General features: G+C 66.2%; 19 protein-coding genes. 8 read left to right on the top strand and 11 right to left on the bottom strand.

The annotated features are described in order from the left end of the window. Positions 1-43 precede the first annotated feature (43 nt). Positions 44-1,165 (top strand): phosphotransferase enzyme family protein, encoded by a 1,122-nt coding sequence (locus ABN034_RS24795; RefSeq protein WP_349693378.1) that lies wholly within the window; start codon positions 44-46, stop codon positions 1,163-1,165. A gap of 875 nt (positions 1,166-2,040) precedes the next feature. Here ABN034_RS24795 and ABN034_RS24790 read toward each other — a convergent pair. The 3 genes from ABN034_RS24790 to ABN034_RS24780 form a co-directional block, all read right to left on the bottom strand. Continuing rightward, on the bottom strand, positions 2,041-2,196 hold the full coding sequence (locus tag ABN034_RS24790) for a hypothetical protein (RefSeq protein WP_349693377.1): 156 nt from the start codon (positions 2,194-2,196) through the stop codon (positions 2,041-2,043). A 224-nt stretch (positions 2,197-2,420) separates the two neighbouring features. Then, positions 2,421-4,073, bottom strand: a complete 1,653-nt coding sequence (locus ABN034_RS24785) for a carbohydrate-binding protein (protein ID WP_349693376.1) — start codon at positions 4,071-4,073, stop codon at positions 2,421-2,423. Between the two features lie 329 nt (positions 4,074-4,402). Continuing rightward, positions 4,403-5,269, bottom strand: coding sequence for a MerR family transcriptional regulator (locus ABN034_RS24780; protein WP_349693375.1), 867 nt, complete (start codon positions 5,267-5,269; stop codon positions 4,403-4,405). A gap of 220 nt (positions 5,270-5,489) precedes the next feature. Between ABN034_RS24780 and ABN034_RS24775 the strand changes: the two genes are divergently transcribed. After that, complete coding sequence (locus ABN034_RS24775; RefSeq protein WP_349693374.1) at positions 5,490-6,380, top strand: transglutaminase-like domain-containing protein; 891 nt, start codon at positions 5,490-5,492, stop codon at positions 6,378-6,380. A gap of 931 nt (positions 6,381-7,311) precedes the next feature. Here ABN034_RS24775 and ABN034_RS24770 read toward each other — a convergent pair. Further along, positions 7,312-7,815, bottom strand: coding sequence for a hypothetical protein (locus ABN034_RS24770; RefSeq protein ID WP_349693373.1), 504 nt, complete (start codon positions 7,813-7,815; stop codon positions 7,312-7,314). A 1,005-nt stretch (positions 7,816-8,820) separates the two neighbouring features. Continuing rightward, the gene (locus ABN034_RS24765; protein WP_349693372.1) at positions 8,821-9,156 is read right to left on the bottom strand and encodes a YciI family protein; all 336 of its coding nucleotides are present in this window, start codon (positions 9,154-9,156) and stop codon (positions 8,821-8,823) included. 175 nt (positions 9,157-9,331) lie between these two features. Between ABN034_RS24765 and ABN034_RS24760 the strand changes: the two genes are divergently transcribed. The 3 genes from ABN034_RS24760 to ABN034_RS24750 all read left to right on the top strand — a co-directional run bounded on the left by ABN034_RS24760 (position 9,332) and on the right by ABN034_RS24750 (position 10,927). Further along, positions 9,332-9,511 (top strand): hypothetical protein, encoded by a 180-nt coding sequence (locus ABN034_RS24760; RefSeq protein ID WP_349693371.1) that lies wholly within the window; start codon positions 9,332-9,334, stop codon positions 9,509-9,511. Positions 9,512-9,623: 112 nt separating this feature from the next. Continuing rightward, entirely contained in the window at positions 9,624-10,004 is a 381-nt protein-coding gene (locus ABN034_RS24755) for a hypothetical protein (RefSeq protein WP_349693370.1), read from the top strand. 95 nt (positions 10,005-10,099) lie between these two features. Next, positions 10,100-10,927, top strand: coding sequence for a DUF899 family protein (locus ABN034_RS24750; protein WP_349693369.1), 828 nt, complete (start codon positions 10,100-10,102; stop codon positions 10,925-10,927). Here the strand turns inward: ABN034_RS24750 and ABN034_RS34570 are convergent. Continuing rightward, the gene (locus tag ABN034_RS34570) at positions 10,832-11,461 is read right to left on the bottom strand and encodes a leucine zipper domain-containing protein (protein ID WP_502879095.1); all 630 of its coding nucleotides are present in this window, start codon (positions 11,459-11,461) and stop codon (positions 10,832-10,834) included. The two genes, ABN034_RS24750 and ABN034_RS34570, sit on opposite strands and share 96 nt — an antisense overlap. Before the next feature lie 319 nt (positions 11,462-11,780). On the opposite strand from ABN034_RS34570, the gene ABN034_RS34565 reads away from it, so the two are divergent. Then, the gene (locus ABN034_RS34565; RefSeq protein WP_502879091.1) at positions 11,781-12,479 is read left to right on the top strand and encodes a phytanoyl-CoA dioxygenase family protein; all 699 of its coding nucleotides are present in this window, start codon (positions 11,781-11,783) and stop codon (positions 12,477-12,479) included. A 109-nt stretch (positions 12,480-12,588) separates the two neighbouring features. Here the strand turns inward: ABN034_RS34565 and ABN034_RS24735 are convergent, their stop codons facing one another. From ABN034_RS24735 to ABN034_RS24725, 3 genes are all read right to left on the bottom strand, one after another. Beyond that, entirely contained in the window at positions 12,589-13,329 is a 741-nt protein-coding gene (locus ABN034_RS24735) for a DUF899 family protein (protein ID WP_349693367.1), read from the bottom strand. A gap of 593 nt (positions 13,330-13,922) precedes the next feature. Then, positions 13,923-15,161 (bottom strand): RNA polymerase sigma factor, encoded by a 1,239-nt coding sequence (locus tag ABN034_RS24730; RefSeq protein WP_349693366.1) that lies wholly within the window; start codon positions 15,159-15,161, stop codon positions 13,923-13,925. After that, positions 15,158-15,550, bottom strand: coding sequence for a YciI family protein (locus ABN034_RS24725; protein WP_349693365.1), 393 nt, complete (start codon positions 15,548-15,550; stop codon positions 15,158-15,160). Before ABN034_RS24725 ends, ABN034_RS24730 begins: the two co-directional genes overlap by 4 nt. 146 nt (positions 15,551-15,696) lie before the next feature. Here ABN034_RS24725 and ABN034_RS24720 point away from each other — a divergent pair, with 146 nt between their 5' ends. Beyond that, complete coding sequence (locus tag ABN034_RS24720) at positions 15,697-16,200, top strand: DinB family protein (protein WP_349693364.1); 504 nt, start codon at positions 15,697-15,699, stop codon at positions 16,198-16,200. A 493-nt stretch (positions 16,201-16,693) separates the two neighbouring features. On the opposite strand, the gene pip is transcribed toward ABN034_RS24720, so the two are convergent. Continuing rightward, positions 16,694-17,620, bottom strand: a complete 927-nt coding sequence (gene pip, locus ABN034_RS24715) for a prolyl aminopeptidase (RefSeq protein WP_349693363.1) — start codon at positions 17,618-17,620, stop codon at positions 16,694-16,696. 295 nt (positions 17,621-17,915) lie between these two features. Then, positions 17,916-18,470: a dihydrofolate reductase family protein gene (locus ABN034_RS24710; protein WP_349693362.1), complete on the bottom strand. Its 555-nt coding sequence runs from the start codon at positions 18,468-18,470 to the stop codon at positions 17,916-17,918. Between the two features lie 115 nt (positions 18,471-18,585). On the opposite strand from ABN034_RS24710, the gene ABN034_RS24705 reads away from it, so the two are divergent. Further along, positions 18,586-19,332: a TetR/AcrR family transcriptional regulator gene (locus tag ABN034_RS24705; protein ID WP_349693361.1), complete on the top strand. Its 747-nt coding sequence runs from the start codon at positions 18,586-18,588 to the stop codon at positions 19,330-19,332. Positions 19,333-19,594: the final 262 nt, after the last annotated feature.

Here is a 19,594-nt window from a genome sequence, read left to right as displayed (position 1 = left end):
TGTCACGTTGCTGGGGAACGACGACACGTCGAGGAGGCTTGTCATGACCAAGCAGGGCAGTTTCAAGCGCGCGGCACGGGAGCGAGCCCGCGCAACCGGGCAGCGGTACACCCAGGCACGGGCCGATCTGGAATTGGCGAATCGGCAAGAGTTCATCCATTCCCGCCCGTTCGAAGAGGTGCCGCTGAAGGCCCATCTTGAACAGCAGTACGGGATCGAGATCAACTCGATCCTGCCGATCGATGACGATCCGGCTACGCGTCCAGACGGCTCCTGGCCTGGTCACTATCCCTCGACTCTGGTCGTCAAGCACGTCGACGGTCAGCAGTGGATAGCCCGGATCTTCTCCTCATCAGCCGACCGGGTCAGCCGCGTACAAGGTGACGCCGAGATCCTGCAGTTCCTTGCCGCGCACGACTTCCCGGCCGAACGGATCGCCCGCGATGATCCCGTAACCGTGCTTGACGGCAAGGGGATCATCGTCACCACGTTCATCGACGGCGGACGCCCGAGCGCCGGCTCCCCCGCCGTCTGGCATGAACTTGGTGATCTTTTGGGTCGGCTGCACACGCTTCCCGCGGCTGGTGGCGCTGTCGCCAGGGATGGCGGTGCCGAAGAGACCGACGGCGGCTTCCATGTGGGGCGGCCGAAAGAGGATCTGGCGGCTGCGATGAGCTTCCTGGTCAGCGTCGAGAACGAGGTGAACGCCGCGGCTCGGGAGAAGTTCGAGTGGCTGCGCCTTCAGGTCGAGAACGCCGACGACGCCGAAGGCCTGCCTGAGGCGCTGACCCACGGCAACTATCATCCCTGGGCCGCCGTCGGCACACCCGGCAACCTCTCGATCGTTGGCTGGGCAGGATCCGGGCGCGGCCCCCGCCTGCCCGCACTGGCCTGGCTTCTGCGCACCGCAGCCGAACACAACGCCGCCGAGAATATTGCCGCGGTCATGCATGGCTACTCCAAGCACGTCCGACTCAGCGATGACGAACGCCACCGGCTCCCCGCGATCCTCAACATGCGGGCGCTCTGGCTGGAATGTCTCGGCTTCCGGATGACCGTCAACGACGGTCGCGTCCCGGCCATGGACGAGGGATGGATGCAGCCGAAGAGCCATGAGCATGCCGAACGTGTGGCGGCACAGGCGATCGCCGCAGTGCGGAACTGAACCCCGTGGCCCGGCGACGCAGCCGACCAGCGGCCGGCAAGGCTGGCGTGGTGGACCGCCACGTCCTCGCAGACAGAGCAGTCCAGCGCTCCCGTGGAACGAAGCGGCGCCAGCCGGATCGGACTCTTCGGGTGCAGGGCGCCGCTGAGCACAAGGCGCACCGACGGTTTGTCGAGGCGTTGGCCCTGGGTGGGACCCGGACACGGGTGCCGGCTGCTCAGGTCCGTTGGATCGATGGGCTGGGGCCGGCGGTCGCAGTTGCCCAGAATGTGCTCAACCGGAACCCGGCCTCGACGGTTGCCAGTTCGGTCGGGTTGCATCCGTTCCTGCGGATTCTGTACTCACGGTTTGCCGAGGTCGAATGTCCCCGGTGTCACGTGCCGGTCCGAGCACTCTCCAGCGAGGAACGGCTCACCACGGCACTGGATCTGCTGGCCGGGCCAGGATGAGGTCGAGGTCGCGATCGTCCGCCACCTGTCAGGCAGTCACGACCCGTCCACTCGCGGGTGTCCGCGGCAAGTTCGCTCAGGTGATGGTCGACGGCCGCCGCTGGGCGGCGACGCCGAGGAGTCGTGTCCCTCGCCTCGACCCAGCATTACCGCATGACGTCGTTGTTCGCGTGGGTACCTTGCGGGCTGGCATGTCGGCGGCCGAGGTCCGGGCGGGGTTGGAGCGGGCCGACGGGCTGGGCAGAGCTGAGATCTTGCTCGGCGGCCTTCCGTGGCGAGACCGACACCTCCTCGCACCGGATCGCCGGCGTCACGCTCCAGCGGTTGCTGGGCCGATCGGTGATGGAGGTTCTCGATTTCGTGGAGCGGCTCCCGGTCGGGACGCGTGCTCGCCGGATTCGGGAGGAGTTGTTACGTCGGCTGGGGCTACTGGAGCAGTTGGGTCTTGGCCATCTCACGCTCGACCGGTCGATGCCGACCCTTTCGCGCGGTGAGGCGCAACGTACCCGGCTCGCGGTCGTGCAGTCGGGACGCCCGGAGGATCTGCTGCATGTCCTGGACGAACCGACGATCGGGTTGCATCACGGCGATCTGAGTCGGCTGCTGGATGTGATCGCGACGCTGCCCGGCCCGGTGGCCCGCAGGCCGGCTCCGAGCACGCGGACCGCAGAGCGCGGGTACCACTCTCAGCAACTTGTCGCTTCGGCCCCATCTTCGGGAAGGCGGAGGGCTCGAGTCAGTCGGCCGCACTCCCGGGGACCGTCCGCGAATGCGCCCGTACGCCACAGGTTTCTCACCATCGCAAATCAGTGAGCCGGTCGGAGGGGTACGGCGACGAACGTGGTCACGCTCTGGGCGGGTAGGTCGGCGGTGAAGGTGCCGTCCGGAGCGTCGATGGCGGCTTGGGGTCGGAGGTTCCGGCTCTCGTCGGTCAGCCAGGACGAGACCCGGGACGCGGGGGCGTTCTGAAGGGTGAAGGTCTGACTCACAGATGAGGTCTTCTTGTTGACCGCGACGACTACGACCTTGCCTCGATCGCCGGTGTACGCGGAGGTGAACACCTCGGGCTGGGGGGTGGCGGTGGCGTCGAGCCGCACGTAGCCGGGTCGGACGAACTTCGAGAAGTGCGCCATGTTGTAGCCGCGCTTGCTGATCGTGCCGTCGTCCTTGATCGGGCCGTAGAACCTGCGGATGTACCACCACACGTACGTCTGGAACTCCGCGTCCACCATGGCGTGGTGGATGTGCTGGGCCACGTCGAGCGCCTCGGGCCAGAGGTCGGCCGAGCTGGAGCTGTTGGGGTGGTAGACCTCGGTCATCCAGAGTTCCTCGCCGGATCCCTTCTGCTTGAACAGTGGGTACGGGAAATCCGCGACCTTGGTGCCGTAGAGGTGTGCCCCGAGGATGTCCAGGTTGGCGAGGGCTTCCGGGTCGTTCAGGATCGGGTCGGAGACATCCTTCACGTACTGGAAGGACTCCGGTGCGATCACCCTGGTGTCGATGGATCCCGCGTTCTCCTTCATGAACCGGAGGATCTCCTCGTTACTCCACCACGTCCAGTCGTGGGCGAAGTCCGGCTCGTTCTGGATCGACAGGGCGTAGAGGTCCACCCCCTGACTTCGCATGAACGCGTTGAAGTCGTTCAGATGCCCCGCGTAGGCGTCGTACCTATCGTGTCGAAGCCGCCGCCCGTCAGGGTCCTCGATGAGCCCGGCGGCATTCAGACTGTCGATGTTGGGTCCTCCGGTACCCGTGGTGACCACCTTCACGGTGGCCGTGCCGGCCGTCATGGGCACCTGGATCGACTTCCTGGCCCAGGTCGACCAGCTGCCCGTGGATTCGAACGCGACGTCGCTTTCCACCTTCGCCCCGTCGACGTAGACGTCCAGGTGTCGCGTGCCCGACTCCAGGGAGTAGCGGAACTCGAGGTTCTTCCTCCCGGTGCTGCCGATGATGACGCCGTTCCACTGCAGGCTCGCCCCCGTGGCCGCGTGGAACTCGACGAATCCGCTCCCGGTGAAGCCTTCCGCGGAGGTGGCGACGACGGCATCGGCCAACGTGGTTTCCGTCTCCGCTTCGTACGTGGTGCCGTTGCCCTGCTTTCTGGTCACGGGGACGGTCTCGACCATATCGGTGGGGGGATTCCACGGCGAGGCGAAAACGATTGCACCGTGCTCGATCGCGCGTCTGGCCGTCTCCACTCCACGGCTCCAGTCCGTCCTGTTCTCGCTGATGAAGATGCGCAGGACGGAGAATCCCAACTGATTGAAGCCGTTCCCGAACGCGGTCTCCCGCTGGGAAGGCGTCAGATCGTCGATCCAGACCGGATGGTTGATGCCCCCGAAACCTCGAATCGTCTGCCGCTCCGCCGACAGGTCGACCACGACATCACCAGCAGTGGCGGCGGATGCGACCACGTCCACTGCCGTGGCGGCCAGCATCGGCGCCGCCCCCATCATTGCGAGAAAGGATCTCCGACTCGGAAAGTCCGGACCTGTGAATATCGAACGATGCGGATGTGTCATCCTTCCCCCTTCATCGTGGCTACAGAAGCGCAGACTATAAACACGGACCGCCCTTGTGAATTGATTGCGTACGACCCAATGCGGCCGAAAGTTCCAGAACCCGATGTGCTGTTGGGTTCAGAGTGCGTCGAGGATCCCGCCGCGTTTGGTCGAGCAGGGCTAGGGCGCAGGCTTTGGCCCACGCCTGATAGGGATCCTCTAGCGGACATACGTTGGTCGCTAGTCGGTCGCCTAGCAGCCACCTTCCGTCGTGCCCGCCCGACTTACTCGATCGGGTAGGCGACGTCACACACCTGGTCGTCGAGATGAGCAGTGTTGATGTCCACGCCGGGGATGTAGACCTCTCGGCCGGGTCCTGTGCGGGTCAGTCCGTGGTCGTTGATCCATCGCTGGACGGCTTCATAGGCGGACAGGATCAGTGGCAGGTCGAACTGCGCTTTGGTGATGGTTGTGTACGCCTCGCGGTGGGCGGGTTCGCGACGGGTCGCCGCATCGTGGGCTGCCGCGGCGGGGTGGATCGGGACGCACACTTCGACGGGTCCGTCGCTGTTTTTGGTGACGGGTCCGTGGTAGACGATAAACAGCTCCGCGCTCGGCCCTCCGTAGGCCCACGCCGTGCTGGTCAGCCGCTGCTTGACCTCGTTCGCCCAACCCTCCAGTTCCTCTCGCGGCACCCGGGAGCGCTCGGTGAGTACGAGTTGGTCTGCCACGTGGCGCACGTGGACCTGGTCCCGCGCGAAGCTGCTTTTGCCTCCGAGGAGGCTGGTCCGGAGGAGGTTCACGAGTTCGCGCTGGCCCGCGATGCGCCGTTCGACGCCGTCCCAGTAGGTCTGGAGAATATCCGCGCCATGCTCGCCCGGCGTGGACAGGATCTCTGCGATATCGGTGAGCGGCATGTCGAGCCAGCGCAACATCTCGATCAGCCGTGCCGTGAACAGCTGGCTGGAGTGGTAGCGGCGGTACCCGTTGTTCGGGTCGACGTCGGCGGGCTTGAGCAGCCCACACCGGTCATACAGCCGTAGCGCCCTCATCGACAATCCTGACCGGCGGGCAAACGCTCCGATAGTGAGCAGCTCGTCGCCAGACCTATCAGCAGACCTGTCAGAGCCCCCACGCGCCCGTATGCTCACCCGCCCATCTTCGCCGCGACCGCACGCTCCCGTCCAACCTGTTGATCATCCGGGCACGGCAGGTCGCCGGGAGCTGGACGTCCAGGCTCGGACCGGGCACCGGTCGTTGTCACCGAGAGCACGTGGGTCGACCAGGCGTACGCCTCGACTGCTTGACCTTGTCCCTGGGGCAAGGGCGAGCTTTGGGGTCACCGCTCGCCATCACAGAACGGAGGCCACTGTGCTCACCACGGACCCAGCAACGCTTGACTTCTACCGGAAACCGGGCGTGATGACCTCGCCCGGCCGCTACCAGGAGCTGTTCGACGGGCTGCCTAGCGACATCGGCGCCCTGGCCAAGGTCGGGCACGGCTTGCTTGTCCACGAACACATCGCCCCTGCCTACGGGATCACGCTGACCGATGAACAGCGCAGCCCGGTGCACATTCGACCCGTGGAGCGGCTGGTTGAGCGGCTGCTGACCGACAACGACAGCTTGCTTACCGTCCCACGTCCGCCCGAGAAGCGGCTCGCGGGCAACTGCCGGCACTTTACGGTGCTGATGGTTGCCATGTTGCGCCACCAGGGTGTGCCGGCGCGGGCGCGGTGCGGGTTCGGCGGGTACTTCCCGACTGAGGCGTACGAAGATCATTGGGTGTGCGAGTACTGGCACGTCGCAGACGAGCGGTGGGTGCTAATCGACGCCCAGATCGATGAGCTGCAGCGCGGGGTCTTCTCCATCGACTTCGACGTCACCGACGTGCCACGCGACCGTTTCCTGACCGCGGGTGACGCGTGGGCGAAGTGCCGCGCGGGTGAGGCCGACCCGGGCAGGTTCGGTCTGTCTGGGCTGAGTGAGTTCGGCTCTTGGTGGATCGCGGGCAACCTCGTACGAGACGTCGCGGCCCTGAACAACCTGGAAATGCTGCCCTGGGACGTCTGGGGCGCCATGCCCGAACCGGATGAACAGATCCCGAGCGACTGGATCGCTCTGTACGACCGACTCGCCACACTGACCGGCGCGCCCGATGCCGGGTTCGACGACCTCCTGCCGCTCTATCGAAGCGACGATCGGCTACGGGTCCCGCCGACCGTCCACAACGCCGTCCTGAACCGAAACGAGACGCTGTGAACGGCGCCGCGTGACCAGGGTGGCCCAGAGCTGCAAGATCGGCTGAACCGATCTTGCGCGTGGCTCGTGTGAGTGGGCGATATGCGCCAGATCTGTCAAATGTGGGATCTAGGCGGAGTCCACCTGGATGGTCCGCGGCCTGTGGGCGGATGACCGTGAACGCGTCGAAGCGAGAACAAGTGGAGGGGTCACTCGTGTTTCATCGGCATGCTCTGCGGTCGGTTGTCGGAGCGGTCGCAGCGGCAGGTGCCCTCCTGCTGGTGTCGATCGCCTCGACCGGCTCCCCGGCTGAGTCGGAGATCGATCCGGCCTCCCCGCAGGTATCGGCGGCGGCTGGCAAGCCGCGCGAGGTGGCCACAACAGTCAGTTAGGAAACGGGTCAGACGCGACCGACCAACTCGCGACACCAATACTCACTGTCCGGAAAGTAGGTCCCCGAGCGCAACTTGGGGATCGCCACATCGAGGGCGATACTGGGGCTTTGCGGTCATCGCGTTGATCTCCTTGGACTTGAGCGGGAACTCAGTTCGAAGGATCACGCGATGACCGCTTCCTACGCGTCTGCGACACGCCCATCACCGAGCGCCTGCCGTACACCACTCTGCTGGACGCCATCTTGATGGCCGTCGGCGCGATCTCCGTCGTGGCCACACTCGTCATGCTCACCCAACGCAGACGAAACCAACACCGCTTCCTGGATCGGCGCCCCGACCCCCACTACGACCGGCCCGCCCCCTACCGACCGGCCCGCCCCCTACCCACCCAACCGCTACTAATCAAACGCGCGGAGTGGACGCCGGCCATGCGGCACGTTCGCAGGGGTTCCAGCACTGACTGGAAGGGGGCATCTTGACGTGAACAGAGACCGCTGGCAGTCTCGGGGTGCGGAGGTCATCCTCAGGCGCCACCAGCTCATCGGCAGCCGGCGCCGTTAATCCCTGGGCGTGGGATAGTCACCGTGCGGATGGCTGCGGAAGCGGGCGGCCTTCGCCGCATCCTTATCGGAAATGACCGCAAGATCAGACCGCAAGATCGGGCCACCCTCATCGGACTCGGGAGGCTCGACCAGCCGACCGTTCACCGTGCGGCGGCCGCTTGCCAAGCGTCGCCGCCCGATGATCACCCCCACTGTCGCGATCAGCGTGAGGACGCCTGCGCTGACGAATGCACTTCCGAGTACATAGGCGGCGGCGTGAGGTAACTCGACGCGGACGGCCACGGCCAGTATGGCGCCCGCGGCAATCAACAACAGGCCGATGGTCGTACCCACCTCCGGCCGGTCGACCTTTGTGATCACCGCCATGACGATGACGACAAGGCCGGCCAGCTGCAGTATCAATCCGAGTGCGTCGTCGTTGACGTGGGGCAGATCAACATCGGCGGCATACAGGATCGCACCCAAAACCAGCAGGACAACCCCGATACCGATGCGCATGAGCACCTCCTCGATCCATGCCCGGACCCGGCGAGCCTACCTTCGCCCTATCGTCGGCTAATAGACCCAGATCACACGCCAGACACTACTGCCCGCGTCCGGTAACGATCATTCGCGATACGCCTCGGCGAGCTGAGCGTCTCCGCAGGTGAGCCGTATAACCCACGCCGGGTCCGCGCCTCGTCACGCTGTCGGCGGTTTCCGATCAGGAGGGAGCCCCGTCCGCAAGAGGAACCTCCCGCGCAGGGATAGGGATCCCTCACCGGACACCGTGTTGCCCGCGACGTGATCAGACGAGTCGTCCAACCGACGGTTTCCTGAGCCTCGCCCCTGCCTGGCCTCCGGGCCGGACGAACTCCGAAGCAAACCAGATCGGAACCGTCTCGCGCACGGACGCCCCGACGCCCGTCCAGCGCTGGCTCGCCGTTCCTTGGCTGGTGGGACAGGTCGGGTCGACCGACCCGATGGACAGTGCACGCCCGAGCAACGTCGACGGTGCAGGGGGATACCGCTGCTTGTGCAAACGGTGCTCCACTACGGTTGCCGCCTCACACAACGTCACCAGCAAGCTCGGCGACAAGGGTTCGGCTCCATCGCCTGTCAGCGGACTCGCGATCCGGACCGTGGACTATGAACGGATTGCGCGGCGGAGTCGGGACCCCAGCCGAGCTCATCCGATGCGACAAAAGGCCGAATCTGCATCCCCTGCACCGCACCGCGGGGCATCACGGTCGCCCTCGCGGATGGTGAAGGCGACGTGTCCGTAAGAGGATCGGCGGATCCCTTACCGGACAGCCGGGTCGGGCCGTTGGAGGTCAGGGCGGAACGAGTCGCCGGCGGCTGTCACGTGCCGACACTTACGGGTTGCCGTTGATGCCCGCGAGCCAGTCGAACGCGTGGTCGAGCCGGTCCTCGAGGCCACCTGAGCCGACGACACCGATACTGCCGCGACTCCGGGAGTCGCGGCAGTATCAGCAACCTCCAGCGGGCTGCTTCTTACTTGGGTCATTCCCAAATCGGCCGGATCTCGACGCAGCCCCGATGCGTCCAGGGATGTCCAGCGGCGATCTCGATCGCCTCGTCCAGGTCGGCGCACTCGAGGATCACGATGCCCCCCACCAGGTCCTTGGTTTCTGCGAATGGCCCGTCAGAGACCAGGGTCTCGCCGTTGCGGACCCGAACGGTCGTGGCATCGGCACTCGGACGCAACCGCGCTCCGAAGCGCTCGGCGCCGCGGCGTTCCAGATCCTCGCCCCACGCCCGAAACACCGGATCGGCCTCGAGCTCCTCCGTGCTCGGTGAGATCGACTCGTCGTCACAGATCAGCAGCGCGTACCTCATCGTCAGAGTTTGACACGGCCGCGCGTCCGCGTCGAACGCCTGTGCCGGCCGGCGCGGGACCCTGGGCGTCGGCAAGGAGATCAAGAACTGAAGATTCTTTGACGGCGATGTCGAATATCGCGGTAACGCGTTCGTCGGTGGGCAAAACCCATTCCGGCTGAACGGAGTAAAGCTCATGTGGCCAGCGATTTCCAACCCCGTCGATCACCCGAACCGCGTCTACCTCGAGCGCGTGGCGCGCCTGGAGCTTCCAGGACGCCCGCCTCGTCCCGCTCGCCTGCTCGAACCCACTTCTGGGGTGCTGCGCACGGCGGCAACCAGCCTGCTGATCCTGGCCCGCCGGTCGTTCGCCTGACCAATCGCCTCGCCTAGCCCAGAATCGAAGGGGCTCCATCATGAGCACGCATGCTGATTTGACGACAGACAGACCTGATGGCTCACGCCCGAGTCGAGCTCCGCGCACGGCGGTGCTCTGGTTTGCCCGCCACTACGTGGAGATGGTGGCGGTCATGCTCGTGGGGATGGTCGCTCTGGGTCGGTTGGAGTCGCTGCTAGCTTCGGCCATAGGTCGCCCGCATGCCCTGGTCGGCACAACGGTTTCGGCGCTGTTGATGGCCGCCAACATGACGGTGGTGGTGGCCGCCTGGATGCGGCTGCGGGGGTACCGCCTCCGGCTGATCGGCGAAATGGTCGCCGGTATGAACGTGGGTTTCCTGGCAATGGTGCCCCTATGGATCGGTACGACCAGCCACCACACGGCAATGATGGCCGGGCACGAGCTGATGTTCCTCGGAATGCTCGTCGCCATGCTCGCCCGCCGGCAGCACTACTCAGATCACCGACAGTGACCTCCTCCATCGGAGGAAGGTCGTCACATGTGGACTCGCGGCCGTCGCGGGCATAGCCGCCAGAACATTAACCGGAACAGCAAGAGGAGACAGTCATGACCGATGAAACAAACTCGGGTGGGCCGATGCCCGGCCCCGGCAACGCACAGAGCCTGCCCACAGCCGTGGACCGGGCAACCTTCCAGGCCGAACTGGACAGGCAGCGGGTTCGGGAGAAGGCGCATACCCGCGAAGGTGACGCGATCGCCGCGGCACGGCGGCGGCTGCCCATGGTCGAGGTCGACGCCAAGCTCGAGTTGATCGGACCCGACGGGCCGCTGACCCTGCTCGACGCGTTCGACGGGCGTCGACAGCTCATCGCCTACTACTTCATGTGGTGGCCCGGACGGCCCGCGCCTGAGCAGTGCGAAGGCTGCACGTTGTTCCTCAGCCAGGTCGGCGAGTTGGCCTACCTGCACTCCCGTGACATCACCTACGCCGTCTTCAGTCAGGGACGCAACACCGCGTTCGGACCGGCCGATCCCCAGGTGTCGTACGACGAGAGCGTCCGCTATCGCGACTTCATGGGCTGGGATATGCCGTGGTACTCAGCACAGCCCTCACTCGACGCGCTCCTCGTCGGTCGCGAGCTCGGCCTGTTCCACCTCGTGTGCCACCTACGGGACGGCGACCGCGTGTTCGAGACCTACTGGACGAGCCGGCGCGGCGTCGAGGCAATGGACTACAGCTACGCGCTCTTGGACGCCACCGTCTACGGATGCCAGGAATCATGGGAGGACTCGCCTCCTGGCTGGCCACAGCAGTGCTCCATGCGGACCGACGGCGGCTCACCCGCGTGGCCACCAGTGTCGGAGTCGGGCGGACGCCCTATCGCGCAGTGGGACCGCCTGGAGGCCGGACGCTCCGACGACCTCAACACCTGAGAGTCGTGCCCTTACGGGACCGAGCGCTAGCCAGACCGGCCGAACACCCCATTGATCGACCCCACTCTCGCCTCCGCGATCGAGGCCGCCGCGACCGGTCTTTCCGGCGTCTCGGCAACGATCTTCCGCGACACACCTCCGCGAGCTGAGGTGTCGAGGTCGCGGCGGCGGCTGATGCCCAGCCGGACGAACCAGCGGCCCACCGTCGCGGCCGAGAGCCGGTGCCCGATCGCAGCCAGCTCGGTCGCGGCGGGCGGACCACTTGCGCTTGCGGTGCCAGGACTCGATCAGGTCCACCACCTCCGTCGGCGTCTGCGACGGCGAGGCCTGCGGCGCCGACGACCGGTCGAGCAGGCCGACCTGGCCACATCGCCGGTACCGGCTCACCCACTTCGACAGGCACTGCCGCGACACACCAGCCTCAGCCGCCACATGGGCGATCGGACGGGGCTCACAGCGCTGAACAAGACGCAGCCGGCCAGCAGGAGTCAACGGGGCATTACGGTGGGGATACGCGGGTCTCCTTCGGAACACAGGACGTGTGGTCAGCACTTCACATCCTGCCGACGGAGACCCCCGTCTCACGCCCTCACACCCCCCGCCTCACCAACCTCATGAACCGCAACGCCTAGGACCGAGGTGGAGGTCCAGTCCATTGGGCGTACGGTTCCGCGCCGTCTCAAAGAGGGATCCCCGGGTTCGAACACGAAAGTGGCCTCCGGTTAAGACCGGAGAGGTGGCAGGCTATGCCGTTTGACGTTGCTGTAGAACTCCGCGGCGGCGACCCATCACCGTCCGGCGCCACCCGATTACGAGTCGCTTGGCGCGGCGTCTACCGCCTACGGTGGCCGGCATGAGAGTCGCCACTGTTACGCCCGCTGCGATTACGACCGACGAGCGGCGCCAACTGGACGACGCCGGCTACCTGCGCGTACGTAACGTGCTCAGTGCTCAGCAGGTGCGGTCAGTTCTCGCGGCCGCCCCCGATGCCAAACCAACGGGTCTAGACGACGAACGTCTGGACTGCCTCTGGCATCACCCGAGGGTCCTCGCGTACGTCAGGCATGTTCTGGGTGGCGACTTCCATCTCCAGGGGTTCGACCGGCGAATCTCCAAAGTGGCGGGCCGCCCCGGCCGAACCAGCGCGGCGAAGCTCCACACCGACTGTCCACCCTCGCCGCGGAACGATCTGTTCTACGAGTGCGTCGCCATCTTCCCCCTGGACCCATTCAAGGCCAACAACGGCGCAACCCGCGTCATCCCTGGTTCGCACCGGTGGACTGACCTCGAGTCTTCACAGGTGCCTGAGGATGAGAAGCAGCCCGACGGACAGCGCCTGCTCGGCAAACCCGAGGATGCCTTCATCCTCAACGGCCACGCCCTTCACGCCGCCGGTGAAAACACCAGCGGCGGCCCACGAAGGGCGATTTTCGCCTTCTACGTTCGCGACGACGCACCACGCCACAACGTCCTCCCATGGCCAGTCTCCGCCGAACTCCTGGCCCGCCTCCCACAAGAAGCGCAAGACATCCTTCGACCTTCGGGCTCCTGACTGCATGCAGGCCAAGCGCTCGGATTGATCTCCGCTCCGGCGTCTCAGTTCACCAGCCTCCCGCGTACGGCTGGTGATCAGCAAACGGACACGCGTCCGAGGCTGATCGTTAGGTCAGCTGGTCAGAGTGGCCGGCTTCGATGCGTGACCACTGGGCGATGGGGCGTCCGTTCGTACGCCAGGTATCGGGATTCTCGGCGCTGTACCAGGGTTGGGGCCAGCCGCCGGGGGACTCTTCCCACGCCTCCTGGCGCCCGTAGACGGTCATGTCCTGCAGCCCGAGGGTGGGGGCCATGATCTCGACACCGCGACCACCGGTGTAGTACGTCTCGAACACCCGCTCCCCGTCGCGGACATAGCAGACGAGATGGTGTGTCTGCCAGTCGCGACCCTCCAGGAGTCGTGGCGCGGTCTTCTCGGCCGAGTACCACGGCATGTCCAAGCCCAGGAAGTCCCGGTACCGGACGCTTTCGGCGTACGGGCCCTTGCAGAGGACGGCGTAGGTGATGTCGCGGGAGTGGAGGTAGGACAGCTCGCGGACCTGGCAGTTGAAGAACGTGCACCCCTCGCACTGCTCCGTGGCGGGCTGGTCGGGCCACCAGGCGTGGAAGTAAGCGATCAGCTGCTTGCGACCCTCGAAGACGTCGAGGATCGGGATCGGTCCGTGAGCACCGATCACCTCGATGGTGGCGTCGATCTCCACCATTGGCAGCCGTCGCCGCGCCGCCGCGATCGCGTCCCCTTCGCGGGTGTGCGCCTTCTCCCGTGCGAACAGTGCCTCCCGCGCCTCCTGCCAGGTCTTCCTGTCCACCACAGGTGGGAGGCCCGTGCTGGTTGGTTGGTCGTTCATGATCGCCTCCATGCATCCGTTGCGGTTTATCCACCGACGAACGGGGCTATACGGGATTCGACATCTGGTGGCTCACATTTTCATGTGCGATGGTGGCCCAGACCGAGCGTGCTCCCATTACCCACGAGAACGTCAGGGGACCCTGCTCTTGGTGTCGGCCGGCCGTGGCCGCCCGTCAGCCGCCGCCTGGTGGGTCATTTGGCTGGCCGCCAGTGATGGCCCGCTGCTCCTGGTCGAGGATCTCCCGAACTCCTGGAGGTCGTCGTAGTTGCTGAGGACGACGCCGACCCAACTCCTCCAGCGGCCAACGGCGCGGCGTCGAGCGTGCCGAGGAGCGTGCGCCGACGCCACGGCGAGGCGGAACCGGTGTCATTCATGCGGGCTGGTTCATCATGGTGGCCATGCCTACCAGCGTCCGCATATCGCGGGCGTATCGAAAATCGCAGACGCCCACCGCGACAGTCTTCGGTCCGCAGTGGAGGCCCGAAGTTTTTGGGGAACGGCGCCCGAACACCGCGATGACGCATCAGAGGGGCAGCGTTTCGACCGGGGGCCGTGTCCGTATGGGGATCGACTCCGGCAGGCCGGTTTTCTTACTGGAGGCGCAGGCGGGTGGCCTTGGCGTTGAGGTAGTGCTGTTCGGGGATGCTGGTGGTGAAGCGGGCGGCGGTGCTGTAGGCGGTGCGGGCTTCGGCGGTGCGGCCGGCGAGGTCGAGAAGGTGGGCGCGGGCGGCGTGGAGGCGGTGGTTGGTGCGGAGCCTCTTGTCCGCCAGCAGCGGGTCGAGCATGCGGAGACCCGCGTCTGGGCCGTCGACCATGGCGACCGCGACGGTGTGGTTGAGGGTGACAGTCGGGCCGGGCGCGATGTTGGTGAGCATCCGGTACAGCGTCTCGATCTGGGACCAGTCGGTGTCCTCGGCACGCTCGGCGTCTGCGTGCACGGCGGCGATGGCGGCCTGCAGCTGGTACGGGCCGACCGGTCCGACCGGTAGGGCTGCCTCAATCAGGGCGATGCCCTCGCCGATGGCGGCCTCGTCCCAGCGGGTGCGGTCCTGCTCGGCCAGCGGCACCAGGCTGCCGTCGGCATCGATGCGGGCGGCGCGGCGGGCGTCGGTGAGCAGCATGAGGGCGAGCAGGCCGGTGATCTCGCTGTTGTTCGGCAGCAGTCGGTGCAGCCGGCGGCTGAGGCGGATCGCCTCGCCAGTCAGCGACACGTCGTACAGCCCGGTGCCGGTGCTGGTGGTGTGGCCTTCGGTGAAGATCAGATACAGCACATGCGCGACCGCCGCCACCCGCTCGGGCAGCTCGGGTGTCGGTGGTGTGGTGAACCGTGCGCCGGCCTGCCGGAGTTTGGCTTTGGCGCGACTGATCCGCTGGGCCATCGTGGCTTCGGGTACCAGGAACGCCCGCGCGATCTGGGCGGTGCTCAGGCCGGCGACGGCGCGCAGGGTCAGTGCTACCTGGGCCGGGCGCGGTAGCGCCGGGTGGCAGCAGAGCAGCAGCAGGGTGAGCGAGTCGTCGGCCGGGCCAGCGGTGTCTGCCGGCGGTGCGGTGAGCCGGTCGGTGGGCGTGCGTAGCGCGTCCCAGTGTTCGCGGCGGACCCGCGCGGTGTCGGCGCGGTGAGCGTCGATCAGCCGGCGGGAGGCGACGGTGATCAGCCACGCCTTCGGATCATCCGGCACGCCGGTGGCCGGCCACTGCACGGCCGCCGCCAGCAGCGCCTCCTGTACCGCGTCCTCGGCCTCGCCGAAGTCGCCGTGTCGGCGTACGAGCGCGGCAAGGACCTGTGGCGCGGCGGCGCGCCACAGGTCGGCCAGGTCCGGCTCGGTCACTGGTCCTCGGCGCCGGGCCACATCGCCGGCCGCAGTTCGATGGTCCCGCCGGGTTGGGCGAACTGGGCGGCGATCTCCTCGGCCCGCTGGCGGGTACGACAGTCGATGAGAAAGAACCCGGCCAACTGCTCCTTGACCTCCGCGTACGGCCCATCGGTAGCCAGGTGGCCCTCGGGCGTCCAGGCGTACACGGTGGACGAGGACGGGTCGGCCAACGCCTCGGCGCTCACCAACTCGCCAGAGGCTGACATCTCCGACAACAGCGCCTCAAACTCCCGGTCGGTCCGCTCGTGCCACTCGGTCGGCATCGCCTTCCCCTCCGGCGTGTAGTGCGAGGTCGGGTGACCCCACGGGTCCGGATTGCTGTGGATCAGGATCACGTACTTCACGGTCGTCCTCCTCGGTACTCGGCCCGGCGCGCTGCCGGTCCATCACCACAAAGGTCGGAGCCGCACGCCGGGCTTCGACAAGTCGAAGCCCGGGCCGTGGCTCCGACGTCTCCGATGTCAGCGCTCAACACCACCAAGGAGACACCATGCCAACCCCCAGCGAGACCCGGACCCTCATCTCATACCTGGACGCCCAGCGCGAGCACGTGCTCGGCATCCTGGAAGGCCTCGACGACCAGGCGCTGCGGCGGCCGGTGCTGCCGTCCGCCTGGACCTGCCTCGGCCTGGTACACCACCTCGCCCACGACGTCGAGCGCGGCTGGTTCCGCGCCGTCATCGCCGGCGAGACCGACGTGATCGAAACCCTCCACAGCGACATCGAGAACGCATGGCAGGTCACCGCCGACACGCCCGCCAAGGACGTACTGGACAACTACCGGGAAGAGGCCGAGCGTGCCAACACGATCCTCGCCGTCACCTCGCTGGACGCCGCGCCGGCCTGGTGGCCGCAGGGCCAGTTCGGTGACTGGCGCCTGGACACCGTACGTGAGGTCGTCCAGCACGTGATGGTCGAGACCGCCTGCCACGCCGGCCACCTGGACGCGGTGCGCGAACTGATCGACGGCCGCCGCTGGCTGGTGCTCACCTAAACTCAGCGGGTGAGCGCTGCCTCGCGCCCCCACCACTGCGGATCGGACGGGCCGGCTCGCAATCGCCAGACCCTGAAAGTCCCGAGATATGCCGGGCCGGTCCGCTTGACCACCACAGTCGCTGACCTGCTCGAACGGCGTTGCACTGCCTCGACTCGCCAAAGACCGTCGTTGGGGTATCCGCCGACGGTACCCATCCTGCTGACAGTCACCTGACTATCCAGTGCGGCGCCCGGAAGCATCGAAAGCACCTGCGCGGGCGGCGGCACCTGCCTAAGCGGGCCGAATCGAGGCAGCTGTTGGGGCTCACTGGCGACGTTCTTCACGTTCGACACTCTGCGCATGTCCCAAGTGATGAGCAAGGAACTCAGGACCGATCCTCAGTGGTCCTGCCTGTCCGGAAGGGGATCCACTACCGGACACCTCAGGTGACAGCGTTCCGGCCTTGGGGTCTCCCGATGCTGCGCACCGGCCGCTATGAGACCGAAACGGGCTATTTGGCGAAGCGGTCGGTGGCGGCGATGACGGCCTCGTCGTTCCCGGTGCCGTGGGTGCCGTTCTCGACGATCACGAGTTCGGAGCCGGGCCAGGCGTGGTGCAACACCCATGGAGCACCGGCGAGCGCGCCGAGGTCGAGTCGCCCGTGCACGATGACGCCGGGGATGTCCTTCAACACGTGCCCCTGGCGGGCCAGCTGGTCGTCGGGCAACCAACACCGGTTGCTGAAGTAGTGGGTGACCAGGCGGGCGAAGGCGAGCTGGAACCGCGGCTCCCACGGCTCGTGCTCGACGTCACGGTTGGGCGGGATGGTGGCGAAGGCGTCCTCCCAGGCGCACCAGTCTTCGGCTGCCTTGCGGTGAACGGCGGGGTCAGGGTTCATGAGCAGGCGGTGGTATGCGGCGGAGATGTCCTCGCCCGGATCGGGGACGCCGGCGAGGAAACGCTCATACGCCTCGGGAAACAGGGCGCCGAAGCCGCGGATCATCAACTCGATCTCGCAGTGTCTCCCGGTGGCGACAGCGGTCACGATCATCTCGGAGACGCGTTCGGGGTGGCGCATGGCGTAGGTCAGGGAAAGCACCGAGCCCCAGGAAACGCCGAACAGCAGCCACTTGTCGATGCCCAGGTGCTCGCGCAGCTGCTCCATATCGCGGATCAGGTGGTCGGTGGTGTTGGTGGACAGGTCGATCCCGGGCTCGCTGGCGTGCGGAGTACTCCGACCGCAGTTGCGTTGGTCGAACGAGACCACCCGGTAGGCGGCGGGGTCGAACTGGATCGGGCTTCCACCCCCCGAGCCGGGGCCGCCGTGCACGTACAGCGCGGGCTTGCCGTCCGGGTTGCCGCACACCTCCCAGTACACGCGGTGCCCGTCGCCGACGTCGAGCATGCCCTGGTCGTAGGGCTCGAGCTGGGGGTACATCCGTCCTCCTGTCAGAAATGACAGCACTTATATATGTGCTGTAGCGCGTGATTGCGCTTCGGCGAAGCTGTGGACGAGCCCGTCGGTGATCCGATCAAGGAAAGTGTTCGCGCCGGCGACCACAGCGAGGGCCGTGGGCCACCGCTGCATCCCGAAGGTCACGGTCTTCCGGGCTCCTGACGGCAGAGCGTCACGGGGTGGAGTGTCAGAGAGTGGAGCGTCAGAGGGTGGAGCGTCAGACTCCGGGGTCGTGGCCCTCGACTCAAGCCTCCTGCGGTGAGGTCGGCTTGGCGTACTACTTGGCGTAGGTCACGTCGAGCATGCCGGACGGGTAGCCCTTGGCGCCGCGCAGTGTCAACGACCGGCGCTCGGGGAGGTCGGCGAACATCGAACTGCCCTGGCCGACCGCTACAGGGCTGATCTTGAGCCAGTACTCGTCGACAAGGTCGGCGGCGATCATCGATCGGATGGTCTGCACGCCCCCGAACATGACCAGGCCCCCGCCCTCGGACGCCTTCAACCGCCTCACCCGCTCTGCGCCATCGCCAGCGGCCAAGGTCGTGTTATTCCAGATGCTCACGTCGGCGCCGCTGTCGGTGGACAGCACAACCTTTGGCGTCGCATTGATCCAGGCGGCCATGTCGCTGTCGACCTTGGTCCAGTAGGCCTCCATGTCCAGGAACGTCTGCCGGCCAAAGACGATGGTGTCGGCAACCTCCCGGAATCTCGCCGCCAGAGCGTTCTCCTGCTCCGAATCGGGGACGATGAAGTCGAGAGAGGCCAGGTCATTGCCCAGTCCGGCCATGAAACCGTCGACGGTGACGTTGCACGAGACGATCAGTGATCTCACGTTCTGCCCTCATAGCCTCAGGCACGGCTGGAAGTTTCCCTCCGCGCGATGTCGTACAACGTACGCTTCCGTACATCGTACGGAAGCGTACTGCGTACAGGACTAGGATGCAACTATGGCGATCGATCATGGAGCTGATCCGGCTCGGGTACTGCCATTGCTGTGGCGCACGTCGAACCGGACGAGTTACGGGCATCGATTGTCGGTCGAGCGAATAGTCGACCAAGCCGTCGAGATCGCCGACGCACACGGCCTCGAGCGTCTGACCATGCGGACGGTCGCCCAAGGCCTTTCGGTCGGCACCATGTCGCTCTACACTCACGTGCCCGGGAAGCCCGAGTTGTACGCGCTCATGGTGGACCACGTGATCGGCGAGGATCTGCACCCGGTAGCCGCCAACACCAACTGGCGGAACGCGTTGGCCGACATCGCCCGCAACGATCGAGATCGGTACCTACGGCATCCATGGCTCCTGGACTTGATCGCGTTCCGCCCCGCATGTGGGCCAAACGTGACTGCAAAGTACGAGCGCGATCTGAGCGCCTTGGTGGACACCGGTTTGACCGTAGCCGAGATCAACGCCACCGTGATGACTCTCAGTGTGTTCGTCCAAGGTGCGGCCAGAAGCCAGGTATCACTTCGCACTGCCCACGCAGCCGGCTTCAGCGACGCCGACTGGTGGCAGGCACACAAACCGTACTGGTCTCAATTGCTCGACCCGGAGCACTACCCGACAATCCGCCGCGTCTTCGATGACGCCGGGCGCTCGGATCCCGACGCTGAGCATGAGTTCTCATTCGAGTTCGGGCTAACCCGATTACTCGACGGCATCGAAATGCATCTCCAGCTGAGGTCTCAATAGACGACTCAGCTCCTCGAACCTGCTTTGGGCTGGAGCTCGACCGGGCCGCTTCAGCTCTTTGACGTCCGTCGATGCGACTGTTGTCATGTCCTCGGCTTTCGTTAAGGCGCGGAGCAAGGGGCGCTGCCCAATCCACTCGGCGAGCAAGCGCGACCATCGGCTGACCCCACCTTTTCCCCGTTCGATGTCGGTGGACTCGCCCGGCCCGCAACTCGGAGGCCAGGAGCTGTGCGCGCTGCGCCCGGATGATCGTCTCAGCACG

Source organism: Actinopolymorpha sp. B11F2, assembly GCF_040195635.1.
Taxonomy (GTDB): Bacteria; Actinomycetota; Actinomycetes; order Propionibacteriales; family Actinopolymorphaceae; genus Thermasporomyces.
Note: the sequence above shows the minus strand (reverse complement) of the source record. Positions and strands in the feature narration are given on the sequence as shown.